Consider the following 14,007-nt stretch of genomic DNA (forward strand, 5'->3'; position numbering starts at 1 on the left):
GATAGATTTTTCTTGCTTTTCTTTTAAAAAGCGAATATTATCTTAGCGATAGAAACTTTTTTGGAGGGAAAATGAAGACCAGTAAGTTGTATGTCGGCAACCTCAGTTACAGGACAACAGAGGAAACCGTAAGGGATACCTTTGCACAGTATGGAAATGTAGTCTCTGTGAGAGTATTCGAAGGTAAGGGATTTGGATTTGTAGAAATGGGCACTATTGAAGAAGCCGAAGCAGCAAAAGAAGCACTAAATGAAACAGATTTAGAGGGAAGAAATATCAGGGTAGATGAAGCAAGGCCCCGTCAGGAAAGACCATATCGCAGATAGAATAATTTTTAATAAAAAAATTAAATAGATTTCGCTTTCTCATAAAGCTCTTCTACTGTCTGGCGGTTTAACTGTTCCAATTCTTTCCCATGTAGTTTGCGTGCCATTTCTTCCGCCTTTTTAACACGGTCGGCGAATTTTTCTATCGTTTTGTTCAGTGCTCTATGCGGATCGATATCTTCTTTGCGAGCGATGTTTGCTACTGTAAACAAAACATCTCCCAACTCTTCTTCTCTATCCTCAGCCTTTGCGTATTTCAGCTCTTTTATTTCCTCGTCCAATTTAGAAAAAACATCTTCTAAGGTATCCCAATCCAGCTTTTCCTGTGCGACCTTTTCACCTACACGATAAGCTTTAATCAAAGCAGGGAGATGCTTGGGCACACCTTCAAGCACGGATTTCGTTTCCTTTTCTTTTTTCTTCAATGCTTCCCAGTTTTTCAAAACATCCTTCACTCCTGTTACTTTTACATTACCAAATACATGAGGATGTCTGTAGACAATCTTTTGAGAAATGGCATCTATCACATCTTCTATGTCAAATTTATTCTCTTCCTTTGCCATCTGCGCATGAAAAACAACCTGTAGTAAAACATCACCCAATTCTTCCTTTAATTCTGAAAATTCTTCACACTCAATGGCATCTATTACCTCATATACCTCTTCAATAAAGTTTTTCTCCACAGATTTGTGTGTTTGTACCTTATCCCAGGGACAACCATTTTCTCCTCTCAATCTTTCTACTATTTCTACAAATTCTACAAATGCCTTTGCTATTCTATCTTTCTTGGATGTATCCATTTTCAAACCCCAAATTAAAAAATGTCTCTTTCACTTCTTCCCATTCTTCTTCTGTAATTTTTCTGTTTATCTCAGGGAATTCAGCTGCCCTGTAAGCAGGAAAATACTGACTCATTAAAGAAATGTAGCTGCTTTTTGACAGATTTTCTCTTATCCAATCAAGTATCTTTTTAACCTGACGGGCAAGGGAAGGCAAAACCAATATCCTTATTAAAAGTCCTTTATATGCAATATTATCCTTCGTCTTTAAATCTCCAACCTGCTCATACATCTTTTTCAATGCCTTTTTTGCCACATCTGGATAATCAAAAGCATTGGAATATTTTTTTGCCACATTGTTGTCAAAATATCTAAAATCCGCCAGATAGATGTCCACAAGACCTTCTAAAAGGTCAATAACCTCTTCTTTGTCATAAGAAGAGGTATTGTAAACAATAGGAATATGTAGTCCTCTTTTACGAGAGAGAAATATAGCCTCTGCTACATTGTGAACAACATGAGAAGGGGTAACGAAATTTATATTGTGCGCACCACTTCTTTGAAGGTGAAGTATTGTATCCACCAATTCATCTACTGTAATTTCCCTTCCTGTATTTCGCAACTGAGAAATGGGATAATTCTGGCAATAAACACAAGCCATATTGCAGCCTACAAAGAATATAGTGCCAGAACCATTTACTCCAGAGATGGGCGGCTCTTCCCCCAAATGCAAGGTTGCACTGGCTACCACAGGACTCCATCCTATGCCGCAAAAACCTTTTTTTTCATTTTCTCTGTCTGTTTTACATTCTCTGGGGCAAAGGATACATGTCTTTGCCATATTCTTCAGTTTCTCAATTCTTTCTCTCATCAATAAAACCTATTTTCCTTAAATAATCTTTTATTCCTTCTCTTATATTGTAAAAAGCGGAGAAATTTAATTCTTGTTTTGTTTTTTTCATGTCTGCCAATGTTTCGCACTGATAAAATCTTTCATAGGGATTGTCAATATATGTTGTTTCCTTATTTGCCTGCAAAAGTTTATTGAGAATCTCTACAACTTCATTAAATGTAGTTTTTTCACCCGTTCCTACATTGAATATCCCTTTTGCATTTGATCTCATGGCCACAATATTTGCTTCTACCACATCAAAAACATAGATAAAATCTCTAAACTGCTCACCATATTTGAATAATTTAGGATTTTTTCCTTCCTTTATCTGATGTGCAAGTTGCAATATCATACTAGAGGCTTTGCCTTTATGCTCTTCATGTGGACCATAAACATTAAAATACCTCAAACCTATAATATCTGTTCCTCTTTCTATTTCCCTTAAGGCAATTAAATCCATCATATACTTAGAAAATGCATAGGCATTTAAGGGTTTTGCCCTTTGTTCCTCTTTCATAGGAACTTCTCCCTTACCATAAACACCCGCACTGGTAGCGTAGACAAGCTTTGTATTATTCTTTCTGCAAAACTCCATTATTTTTTTAAAACCGTCCACATTGTTTCTCAACATCTCTTTATCATCTTTAAAAGTGGTATCAGTATTGGATGCCTCATGAAAAACCACATCCATTTTTTTACCAATGTTTATCTCTTCTTTAGATACATCTAATTTGATTACCTCTCCTCTAAATCCTTTTAAATTATTAAGATTTGCAGAAATGAAATTATCCACTACATAAACTTGAGCTAAATCCTGCAATTTTAAGGCTAATTGAGAACCGATAAACCCTGCCCCGCCTGTAATTAGAACATTCATTTTCCCTCCCATTCAACAGAATATTCAAATTATACCATATTTGCATAACAAAAGAAAAACAGCTATATTAATTGCATAGAGTATGAAAATATTAAAAGACAAAATAAAAATATTGAGGAGATATTCTGCATGAAAAATAGCAATACAAAGTTTATGTTTGTTATGGGTGGTGTTGTATCGTCCTTAGGTAAGGGTATTGCCTCAGCATCCACCGCTTATCTTCTTCAGTCTAGAGGAATAAACCTTATTATGCTAAAGATTGACCCTTACATAAATGTAGATCCCGGAACAATGAATCCGTATCAGCATGGTGAAGTTTATGTTTTGGATGATGGTGCAGAAACAGACCTGGATTTAGGACACTATGAACGATACACAAACCTTACCCTCACTCAAAAAAACAACTTTACTTCAGGACAGATATATCAAACCGTAATCACAAAAGAGAGAAGAGGAGATTACCTGGGAAAAACCGTCCAGGTAGTGCCACATATTACAGATGAAATAAAAAAAAGAATTTTTGATGTAGCAGAAGGAAAAGACCTGATAATAGTAGAAATCGGCGGCACAATTGGAGACATTGAAGGACAACCATTTATAGAGGCAATCAGACAAATGCGGTTTGATGTGGGAAGGGAAAACACATTGTATGTTATACTTACACTCATCCCTTATATCAGGGTATCCGGTGAACTAAAAACAAAGCCCACTCAACACAGCGTGAAGGAATTGCAATCTTTAGGTATTCAACCCGATATCATCTTGTGCAGAACAGAAAAGCCGCTAACAAACGAGATAAAGGGGAAAATTTCCTTATTCTGTAATGTAGAAAAAGAAGCAGTAATCACTGCCATAGATGTAAAAAATGTATATGAAATACCACTAAAATTCCACCAGGAGGAATTAGAAAACCTTGTCATAAAAAAACTAAATTTGAAATGCAATTCTCTTTCCATTGATGAGTGGAAAAAAATGGTGTATCGCATAAAACATCCTAAAGACACAGTAAACATAGCTTTTGTAGGAAAATACATCAAACTAAAAGAATCATATAAAAGTCTAATAGAGGCATTCGTCCACGCTGGCGCAAAACTCAATGTTCATGTAAATCTGAATTGGGTTGATGCGGAGCAAATCGATTCATCCAGCACAAAGAATATTTTATCAAACATGGATGGGATGCTTGTTCCAGGGGGCTTTGGTGAAAGAGGAATAGAAGGAAAGATCAAAGCCATTAAATATGCTCGTGAAAACAAAGTGCCTTTTTTAGGTATATGCCTGGGTATGCAATGTGCAGTTATTGAATTCGCCAGAGATGTTGCTCATCTGAACAATGCGGATTCGGAAGAATTTCGTCCTGAAGCACCACGCAAAATCATCCATTTAGCCAAAAAATGGACAAAAGATGAGAAAATTATTGAAAGAGATGAGAAAAGTGAAAAAGGAGGGACAATGCGCCTGGGTGCATATCCCTGCCAGATAAAGAAAGGAACAAAAGCTTATCAAGCTTACAACAAAGAACTAATTTATGAAAGACATAGACACCGCTATGAATTTAACAATGATTATCGCAAAGTGCTGGAAGAAAAAGGATTAATCATTTCCGGCGAATCTCCTGATGGCGAGTTTGTAGAGATTGCCGAAATCAAAAATCATCCTTTCTTTGTGGGCACTCAATTTCACCCTGAATTTAAATCCCGACCCCTTTCTCCCCATCCTCTTATCTTAGAGTTTGTAAAGAATGCGTATGAAAAGAGAAGAACTAAAGAAAAACATTCATGATGGAAATATAGAGAATTTCTACATATTCTGCGGCTCAATAGATTGGCTGAAAAAAATATACATCAAGAGATTAGAAGAAGCATTTTTAGGAAAAGATAAAAAATGTGAAAAGATAGAGCTGCAAAATGAAGAAGAATGGGAAAATATAAAGAATGACCTCTCCTCCAGCTCTTTATTTTCTCACCATCAGATCTTTCACATCATTATGAATTTTCCCATAAAAAAACTTTCCCCCATCCATTCCAAAAACCTCATTTTAATCGATACGGAAAAGTGTCTCCCTACATTTGATAAAAAATATACTGTACCTATGGAGAAAATTGGAAATGATGAATTGATAAAATATATCGAATATGTGTTCTCCAAATATAAAAAGAGCTTCAATGCTCAGCTACCGCAGTATATTGTGGATAACTTACCAGACCCTGCTTTTTTAGAAAAATTCTTAGAAAAATTAATACTATATATGGGTGAAGAAAAAGATATAGTCCGCAACACTGTAGATACATTTCTATCATTTGCCCCTCAGACCACTGCTTTAAATGTAATTCAAGCCATCTTAGACAAAGATTTACCCCGAACATTAAGCGAAATAGACAACCTCTCTTTCCTTGATATACATCCCTCCATATTGGTTGCTACTGCCGCTACAATTTTTTCCCGTATAGTAATATGCAAGGTGGCAAGCATAGAAGAAATTAAACATATGAAAGACGGATGGAAAATTTTGAAATATAAAAGAAAAGCTGATAAGATAAGCCTGGATGAACTAACAAAGCTTGTCTTGATTTTTTATGATTTTGACCTGTTTTTAAAGAAAACAGGAGAAAAAGGAGCTTACTCAATTTTGAAGGGGATGCTCATAAAATGGATAAGTACATAAATTTTGTCTTCATCGTGCACAATCATCAACCAGTGGGAAACTTTGAATCTACACTGAATGAAGCCTTTGAAAAAGCATACCGACCATTTATAGAAAGCCTGTATAATCATCCATCCATAAGAGTAGGGTTGCATTTCTCGGGCTACCTCCTTCAGTGGATATGCGAGAAAAAACCGCAATTTATAGAGAAAATCAAGGAACTTATACGCATAAAACAGGTAGAGATATTGGGAGGAACAATCTATGAAGCTGTTTTCTCTTCTATAGATGAATTTTCTCAAAGAAAACAGATTCAAAAAATGAATAATCTTATAAACAATGTATTCCATGTAAAGCCGGAGGGAATGTGGATTGCTGAAAGAGCATGGGAACCCCATATAGTTTCGGCTATCGCCAAAGAAGGCATAAAATACACCATTGTAGATGATATACACCTGAGGAGAAGTGGTATGGAAGAAAAAGATATTGCCAGAGGCTATTTCATCACAGAACATGAAGGGAATTCCCTGTTTATATTTGCAGGAAATGAAAACCTGAGATATTCCATACCATTTAAGTTGCCTCATGAAACATCCTCTTATTTAAATTCCTTTACAAAAGATTCTTTGTTGGTATTTGCAGATGATGGAGAAAAATTCGGGATATGGCCGGGAACACACAAATGGGTATACGAAGAGAAATGGCTGGAAAGATTCTGGCAAGAGATAGAAAGCTGCTCCTGGATAAAAATGGTTTTGCCTAACGAAATAATAAAGAGAAAAAAACCGCAAAAACTTATATACCTTCCTGCCTGTTCCTATAGAGAGATGGATGAATGGGTAATTCTTACGAAAGGACAAGAAATATACAGCAGACTAACAGAAACATTAAAGAAAATGAATATGTATGAAGAATGTAAACCATTCATAGCAGGTGGAATGTGGAGGAATTTTTTCTCCAAGTATGAAGAATCAAACAATATGGACAAAAGATGTTTATATGCAGTAGAAAAATATAAGAGCCATCCAAGAGAAAATGCTCTGGATTATATTCTGCGTGCTCAATGTAACGATGCTTATTGGCATGGCGTATTCGGAGGATTATATCTGCCGCATTTGAGAGATGCCATATACAGAAACATCATTCAGGGAGAAAATCTTTTGAATCAAAAACAGGAAATAATCATCAGGGACATGGACAAAGACGGATACGAAGAAGCAATTATGGGAAATGAACACTATAATCTATACATAAAGCCCCGCTATGGAGCAGCATTATACGAATGGGACATAAAAAAGAAGGCATTTAATATTCAAAATACATTGAGAAGATACAAAGAGGCATATCATAAAAAAATATACTACACTGGAAAAGATGGGGAACATAAAAGCATACACGAACAGGTAGCGGCTAAAGAAGAAGGGTTGAAAGAATACCTTATCTACGACCGTCGGCATAGATATTCATTTATTGAACACCTATCGAATGATATAAACGAAGAAGAGGTCTACAGAGACAACTTTTATTCCCGGACCACATATAACCCATGTTCTTTGATTAAAAGAGAAAATTCATCTCTGACATTCCTATCACCATTGCACAAAATAGAGAAAACCTATACTCTTTCCGGTAGAAAAATCATTGTTCATTATAAAATGAATGAAACAGAAAATATGCCCTTTTTGTTTGTTGAACTCAACCTTACCTTGCTTACCGACAAAACAGAGGATAGATACTTTACAGTGGATGAAAAGAGATATCCGATGAATTACAGGGGTAAATTTTCTCATGTAGAGTCTTTTACATTATTTGATGAATGGCAAAAGATAACACTGAATTTCGAAATTCAAGCAGATAAGTTTATCACAGCCCCCATCTACACCGTATCATTGTCTGAAGAAGGATTTGAAAAGCTGTATCAGGAAACAACATTTATGATCGGATGGAAATTGCCATTTAAGGAAAAAAATATTATTATAACGGGGAAATGGTAGAGAAAATAGATGTAATCACCCATAAATCAAGAGAACTTATAGATATTACACCTCATATTGAGAAAATAGTTGAAAAAACTAAAATAAGAGAAGGCATTGTCATTCTATATGTTCCCCATACTACCGCTGGCTTGATCATCAACGAAGGCGCAGATCCTGCGGTAAGAGATGACATATTAAATACACTTTCCTATCTTATTCCTCGTAACAAGAATTACAAACATCTGGAAGGAAATGCCGATGCCCATATTCAAAGTTCTGTCATTGGATGTGAAAAAACAATATTTATAGAAAACGGAACAATACTTTTGGGAAGATGGCAAGCGATATTCTTCGCCGAATTCGATGGACCAAGGCAAAGGGAAGTCTATATCAAAATCGTTGAAACATCAAAACATTAAATAACCCCGCCGTTTGCTGTGGGGTATCATTAGATGTCATTCCGCCCCGCATCGGTGTGCGGGGTAATATTCTTTCCTTCTGTCATTCCGTGCCTGACACGGAATCTGGAAAGAATATTAGCCTCTGGATTCCCGTTTTCACGGGAATGACACAAAACAAAGATTTGGTCGTAAAAACTGGAGGTTTTTATGACACAAATCGCAACTTTGGTCGTAAAAACTGGAGGTTTTTACGACACAAAACGCGGCAAGCTGCGGGGAATTAACCCTACTATATGTAATTAAATCGGGTTGTAGGTACAGGAAGTATCCTCTTGCATATAGTCTTCATACATTGCATCTGCCTTTACCCTGCATCCTCCGCAAACACTGAGATATTTGCATCTTCCGCATTTTCCCTTATATTTTTTGTAGTTACGCAGATTTCTAAATATCTCGCTTTTCTCCCATATATCTGAAAAAGACTGCTGTTTTAGATTCCCTGCATTTCTCAAAAAATAACTACAGGGCTTTACATTTTCTTCTTCATCTATAAAAGCGATAAATTGGCCTGCCACACATCCCTTGAATCCGCCTGGTGAAAATTTTAATGTTTTTCTATTTAAAAACTTTTCCTCCTCTATAAGACGGTAGTAGTATGGAGCACAGGTAGGTCTCATAATCATTTCCTTTTCTTTCAATTCTGTCTCCAGATGCCATCTTAAGACCTGTTCTATCTGTTTTCCGTCCAGCAGCTCTTCAAAGATATCCTTTGCTCTGCCGGTAGGAACAACAGTAAACATATACCAGGCAACAGGTTTTAATTCTCTACATAACCTGTACACATTTTCTACATCGTGTATATTCCTCTTTGTAAAAGAGGAATTTATGAGAAACGGAATATTATATTCGTGGAATTTGCTTACTGCTTTCATCACACCATCAAATGCCCCTTTTTGTTGTCTGAAATCATCGTGTACCTCAGCGCACGAGCCATCAATGGATAGAGAAACCACCTGAATACCGCTTTCTTTTATCATCTCGCATATCTTATTATTCACCAATGTGCCATTTGTAGCAAGACACATCTTCAAACCCTTTTTTGTCCCATATTTAGCAATGTCAAATACATCTTTTCTCAATAATGGTTCGCCGCCCGTTAGAACAATGGTGGGACTTGCATAGCTTGATATATCATCCAATATTCTCAAAGCTTCCTTAAATGTAAGATTATCCTTTTTGTTTATATCTGCCTTTGTTCTACAATGGATGCAGCGTAGGTTACATCTCTGCGTGATTTCCCATGCTATCCAGCGAGGCTCAAACCTCATCTTCCGCCTCTTTTTTCCAGCCACACTTTGGACATTTCAACCATTTTTTTTCTTTTACCAAAAATTCATTTTTGCACTGAGGACATTTCTGTTTAACTATCTCTCCTCTCACTATGAATTTACATTCCGGATAGCGCGAGCAGCGATAAAACTTCCCATTTTTTGAACCCCTTTCTGTCAATTCTCCTTTCTCGCACTGAGGACATTTTATTCCTATAGAATATGGTTTGGTGTTCTTACATTTCGGATAACCTGAACAGGCTAAAAATCTCACTCCGTATTTGTTGTGCTTTACAACCATCGGCCTCCCACATTTCTCACATATCTCATCTGTTTCTTCCTTTTTTAAGGGTTTTGTATTTCTACATTTTGGAAAGTTTGAACAAGCCAGAAATTTCCCGTATCTCCCTTCTCTGATAACCATAGGCGCACCGCATAACTCACATACCTTGTCCGTAGGTTGAGGGGGAGGTTTAAGACTTTTAATATTTTCATAAGCCTTGTTCAAAAGATCTGCAAAAGGGGCATACCATTTGTTTAATACCTCATTCTCTTTCTTTTTTCCTTGAGCTATTTCATCCAACTCTTCTTCCATCTTTTTGGTAAAATCCGTGTTGATTATATCATCAAAGCCCAAAGAGAGTATGTTGGAAACCGTTTTCCCTAATTCGGTAGGATAAATTTTCCTCTTTTCCAATTTGATATATTTACGATTAAATAATGTCTTGGAAATTGAAGCATAAGTAGAAGGTCTCCCTATACCATAGGACTCCAATATTTTTATGAGACTGGCTTCGGAATATCTGGAAGGGGGTTCCGTTGTATGCTCTTCTATTTTTATCTTTTCCACCCTGCCCTCTTCTCCTTTCTTTATATTCTGCAAAACCGAAGGTAATCTCTGTTTCTCTTCGCTTAAGATGAGAAACCCAGGAAAGATAATATCTGTCTCAGAGGCTTTCGCCTCAAATCCGTTGCCGCCAAATGTTACGGTGAGCGTTTTTTCCTTTGCAGGTGTCATTTGGGAAGCTAAAAATCTGTTCCAGATAAGAGTATATAACTTTCGTTCATCTGTCGTGAGAAATTTAGCCATACTCTCTGGAGTGCGAAACGAAGATGTAGGATGAATAGATTCGTGTGCTTCCTGAGCACTACGCACTTTTGTTTTATATACATTGGGTTTAGGAGGAACAAATTCCTTACCTATATTCTTTTTGATAAAATCCACCGCCTCTTTTTGCGCTTGACCGGAAACACTCATAGAATCTGTCCTCATATAGGTGATAAGACCTATCCTTTGATTGCCTATATCTTTTCCATCATAGAGTCCCTGGGCGATGGTTTGTGTTTTTGAAGGTGAAAAGTGAAGTTTTGTAGATGCTTCTTGCTGCAAGGTAGAGGTTGTAAATGGAGGATTGGGTTTTCTCGTCTTTTCTTTCTTCTTTATTTCTGTGACTTCAAAGCAAAAATCTTGAAGATCCTTTTTTATCTGCTTTGTCCTATCTTCAGATAAATCAAATTTTCCTATTTTTCTACCATCTATGGAGGTGAGCACTGTTTCTACAACAGCATTTTGTATGTGGATATAGGGATGAACGGTCCAGTACTGTCTGGGTTTGAATTTCTCTATTTCTTTTTCCCTTTCCACAATAAGCTTCAAGGCTACAGATTGCACCCTCCCCGCAGAAAGTCCTCTCTGTATTTTTTTTGCCAAAAAAGGACTCAGTTTATATCCTACAATGCGGTCTAAAATTCTGCGTGCCTCCTGACTCTTCACCATATCCATATTTATGGAACGAGGATTTTTCACTGCCTCATTTAAGGCTTCCTTTGTAATCTCATGGAAAACAACCCTCTTTATATCACCGTGAGGTTTAATAGTTTCTACTATATGCCAACCTATAGCCTCCCCTTCCCTATCTTCATCCGAGGCAATAAACAACTCATCTGTTTCTTTAACCATTTTTTTTAACATATCTACAACTTTTTTCTTACCCTTGGGCACTACATAAGTTGGTTTAAAGTCTTGTTTTATGTTCACTCCAAATCGTTTTTCCGGCAAGTCCCTTACATGACCATATGAGGCTACTACCTTAAATTTATTGTCTAAGAAAGAAGAAATAGTCCTCGCCTTGGCCGGCGATTCTACAACCATAACCTTTTTTTTCATGTCTTTATAAATATATTTCCTCCACTTCTTTTTACAACTCCTGATAATTCTAAATCAGTCAAGATTTCAGATAATTCCTTTGCCTCCATTCCTGTTTTTTCCACCAATTCATCAAAATAGGTCTCACCTTCCATATTTCTCAATACCAAATCCTCTTTATCGCCCAGCAATCTTTTCTCTTCCGCTGTTGTCTCTTGCACCCTTTTCAGGTCGGGATAAAATCTCAACAGTATATCTTCTAATCCTGTCAAAATACAAGCTCCTTCCGAAATTATCTTATTGGTACCTTGACTACGCTTAGAAAATATTTCTCCCGGCACAGAAAACAACATTCTGTTCTGTTCTACGGCATAATGAGCGGTAATGAGAGAACCAGATCTTATTCCTGCCTCCGTCACTACAGTAGCCAGAGAAAGTCCACTGATAATGCGATTTCTCGAAGGAAAATTGAATGCGTAGGGTGGGGTTTGAGGCTCATATTCGCTAATTATTACACCGTTTTCGCAGATCGACTCGTAAAGCTTGCGGTTCTCCGGCGGATATACTACATCTACGCCGCTTCCTAAAACAGCTACAGTATATGTTTTAGACAAAAGAGCATATTTATGAGCAATACTATCTATTCCCCTTGCCATACCACTTACAATTGTAAATCCCAATCTTCCCAACTCTGTAGCGAGTAATTTTGTTGTCTGTTCTCCATATCCAGATGGATATCTTGTTCCCACAATGGCTATAGGAAGTTTATATTTCTTCCATACACCTTTAACAAACAATACAACTGGAGGATTGATAATCTCTTTGAGGGGTGAAGGATAACACTTACTCCAGAAATCTAAAACAATAATGCCTTTTTCTTTTGCCTCATTGGCAACATCCTCACACTCGGAAATATCTACCTTTTCGGATTTAACGACACCAGAAAAAGCCTCGTCTAAAGTTTTAAATTTATTTAAAAATGTGACATCCTTTTTCCCTTTGCCCCAGGCCCTTCCTGTTGCTATAGCTAATATTTCTCTTTTCATAGACAACCTAAAATAGCTTTTGCCGGCTCAAAACTCAAGTCCGTTTGTGTTTATAAAAAATACAATTTTCTTCAATAACTCTTGCCGCCGCAACACCGAATAAAACAATGTTCCAGAATAAAAAAAGCCAGATGAGAATAACAGGTAAAATGCTTAAACTTCCATAAATTACATTATAAAAAGCAAGTTTCAAATAAATATGAAAACCGGATTTAAGCATATGTAAGAAAACAGTTACAAGTAGAGAAGATATGATATTTGTAAATACATGCATTTTTACATTCGGCACTATGTGATACCCTATAAATAAAGTCCCCCACCAGATAAAAAACGGTAATAATTTAATATGAATTTTAACTGGATACTCAGGCAAAGTGATAGGCAACAGCACATTTAAAGCAATAAATAAAGAGGGCAAAATGATAAAACTTACTATTATAAACAGAAAAATAGCAAACTTTTTCAGTAAATTTCTTTTTTCTTCAACGCCCCAGATAGAATTCACACATTTCTCAAAGGTATTAAAAAATGCAAAAACCACAAAAACAAAGAAAATAGTACTAAATATACCTATTTTAGATACATTCTTGATAAATATATCCATATAATGGAAGATTTGATCAGAATATGTAGGTATTATATTTACAATAAGTCCCTTTGCCTGTGAAAAATAATTAGAAACAATAGGCATTCTGGAAGAGACAAAAACGAGCATATAACTAATAGGCACGATAGCTAATGCCGTTAAATATGTCAAAAACGCTGACCACAGGATTATGTTCTTTTCTTTAAATAATGTGAAAGCCTTGTTGATAGAACCTGGTAACCCTACTCTTGTCTTGCCCATATTAATTTGCAACTACACACATATATACAAATGCCCTCTTTCCTTTTTAAGTTCTTTTACGCTCAAATCAAAGATTTGTGTCATTCCCGTGAAAGCATGCCCTCGACCTGATCGGGGGCGGGAACCCAGAATCCAGATTCCGCATCAAGTGCGGAATGACAGAAGGAAGTAATGTCACCCCGTACTTGATACGGGGGCGGAATGACATCCAGTGATACTCCGCTGCTTGCGGCGGGGGTTTTTATTATTCTACCTCATATTTTATAACACACCAATCACCTTCTTTTTTCAATATCTTATTATCCACTCTCATTATCTTTACTTTTTTGCTACAAAAGTGATTTATAAACTCTTCTATGAGTCCGGGGAAAGGACAGATTGTGCCTTCTAATTCCGCTTCTCCCACACCCTTGGGACAGAATTTACATTTACTATTTCTTATCTTTACAACGATATTGTCATATTCTTTTTCTACATTTATATCGCTGGAAATAGACAATACAGAGTTAAGAGATGCTAACACTTGTTCACATTCTTCCTTAACACCTTTGCTCTCATCAATTTTTAGAGGATTTTTTACCTCCTCAAACATCGCCAAATACTTTCCTGCTCGGCGTGCTGCGATGTTCATCACCGCCTGATTCAATATACCAAACTCATTAAGACCTGCGAAAAAAGAGGCCACAAAAACATCATCTGCATTAAGGTCTCTCTCCTCTATACTTTCCTTGAAACCCATCATATA

General features: G+C 36.6%; 13 protein-coding genes. 5 read left to right on the plus strand and 8 right to left on the minus strand.

Annotated elements, in window-relative coordinates:
- The first annotated feature begins 71 nt into the window (after positions 1 to 71).
- A complete protein-coding gene (locus tag J7J10_04750; protein ID MCD6130240.1) occupies positions 72 to 326 on the plus strand; it encodes an RNA-binding protein in 255 nt (84 codons plus the stop codon).
- Between the two features lie 20 nt (positions 327 to 346).
- Here J7J10_04750 and mazG read toward each other — a convergent pair whose 3' ends face one another.
- Genes mazG through rfaD form a run of 3 tightly spaced genes read right to left on the minus strand, consistent with a single transcriptional unit; the run spans position 347 to position 2,874 of the window.
- Positions 347 to 1,126: a nucleoside triphosphate pyrophosphohydrolase gene (gene mazG, locus J7J10_04755; GenBank protein ID MCD6130241.1), complete on the minus strand. Its 780-nt coding sequence runs from the start codon at positions 1,124 to 1,126 to the stop codon at positions 347 to 349.
- The gene (locus J7J10_04760) at positions 1,104 to 1,946 is read right to left on the minus strand and encodes a radical SAM protein (GenBank protein ID MCD6130242.1); all 843 of its coding nucleotides are present in this window, start codon (positions 1,944 to 1,946) and stop codon (positions 1,104 to 1,106) included. Before J7J10_04760 ends, mazG begins: the two co-directional genes overlap by 23 nt.
- Before the next feature lie 13 nt (positions 1,947 to 1,959).
- Positions 1,960 to 2,874: an ADP-glyceromanno-heptose 6-epimerase gene (gene rfaD, locus J7J10_04765; GenBank protein ID MCD6130243.1), complete on the minus strand. Its 915-nt coding sequence runs from the start codon at positions 2,872 to 2,874 to the stop codon at positions 1,960 to 1,962.
- Between the two features lie 129 nt (positions 2,875 to 3,003).
- Here rfaD and J7J10_04770 point away from each other — a divergent pair, with 129 nt between their 5' ends.
- The 4 genes from J7J10_04770 to J7J10_04785 are packed head-to-tail and all read left to right on the plus strand — an operon-like array spanning position 3,004 to position 7,913.
- A complete protein-coding gene (locus J7J10_04770) occupies positions 3,004 to 4,656 on the plus strand; it encodes a CTP synthase (GenBank protein ID MCD6130244.1) in 1,653 nt (550 codons plus the stop codon).
- Complete coding sequence (locus J7J10_04775; GenBank protein ID MCD6130245.1) at positions 4,622 to 5,539, plus strand: hypothetical protein; 918 nt, start codon at positions 4,622 to 4,624, stop codon at positions 5,537 to 5,539. The genes J7J10_04770 and J7J10_04775 overlap by 35 nt, the downstream gene beginning before the upstream one ends.
- Positions 5,524 to 7,512: a DUF1926 domain-containing protein gene (locus J7J10_04780; protein MCD6130246.1), complete on the plus strand. Its 1,989-nt coding sequence runs from the start codon at positions 5,524 to 5,526 to the stop codon at positions 7,510 to 7,512. Before J7J10_04775 ends, J7J10_04780 begins: the two co-directional genes overlap by 16 nt.
- On the plus strand, positions 7,506 to 7,913 hold the full coding sequence (locus J7J10_04785; protein ID MCD6130247.1) for a YjbQ family protein: 408 nt from the start codon (positions 7,506 to 7,508) through the stop codon (positions 7,911 to 7,913). The genes J7J10_04780 and J7J10_04785 overlap by 7 nt, the downstream gene beginning before the upstream one ends.
- A gap of 281 nt (positions 7,914 to 8,194) precedes the next feature.
- Here the strand turns inward: J7J10_04785 and J7J10_04790 are convergent, their stop codons facing one another.
- The 5 genes from J7J10_04790 to J7J10_04810 form a co-directional block, all read right to left on the minus strand.
- Positions 8,195 to 9,223, minus strand: coding sequence for a radical SAM protein (locus J7J10_04790; protein ID MCD6130248.1), 1,029 nt, complete (start codon positions 9,221 to 9,223; stop codon positions 8,195 to 8,197).
- Complete coding sequence (topA, locus tag J7J10_04795) at positions 9,213 to 11,390, minus strand: type I DNA topoisomerase (GenBank protein ID MCD6130249.1); 2,178 nt, start codon at positions 11,388 to 11,390, stop codon at positions 9,213 to 9,215. The genes J7J10_04790 and topA overlap by 11 nt, the downstream gene beginning before the upstream one ends.
- Positions 11,387 to 12,415: a DNA-processing protein DprA gene (dprA, locus tag J7J10_04800; protein MCD6130250.1), complete on the minus strand. Its 1,029-nt coding sequence runs from the start codon at positions 12,413 to 12,415 to the stop codon at positions 11,387 to 11,389. The genes topA and dprA overlap by 4 nt, the downstream gene beginning before the upstream one ends.
- Positions 12,416 to 12,449: 34 nt before the next feature.
- A complete protein-coding gene (locus J7J10_04805; GenBank protein MCD6130251.1) occupies positions 12,450 to 13,262 on the minus strand; it encodes a YihY family inner membrane protein in 813 nt (270 codons plus the stop codon).
- 244 nt (positions 13,263 to 13,506) lie between these two features.
- Entirely contained in the window at positions 13,507 to 14,004 is a 498-nt protein-coding gene (locus tag J7J10_04810; protein ID MCD6130252.1) for a hypothetical protein, read from the minus strand.
- Between the last annotated feature and the right edge of the window lie 3 nt (positions 14,005 to 14,007).

This window comes from Deltaproteobacteria bacterium (assembly GCA_021159305.1).
GTDB lineage: Bacteria > Campylobacterota_A > Desulfurellia > JAGGSF01 > JAGGSF01 > JAGGSF01.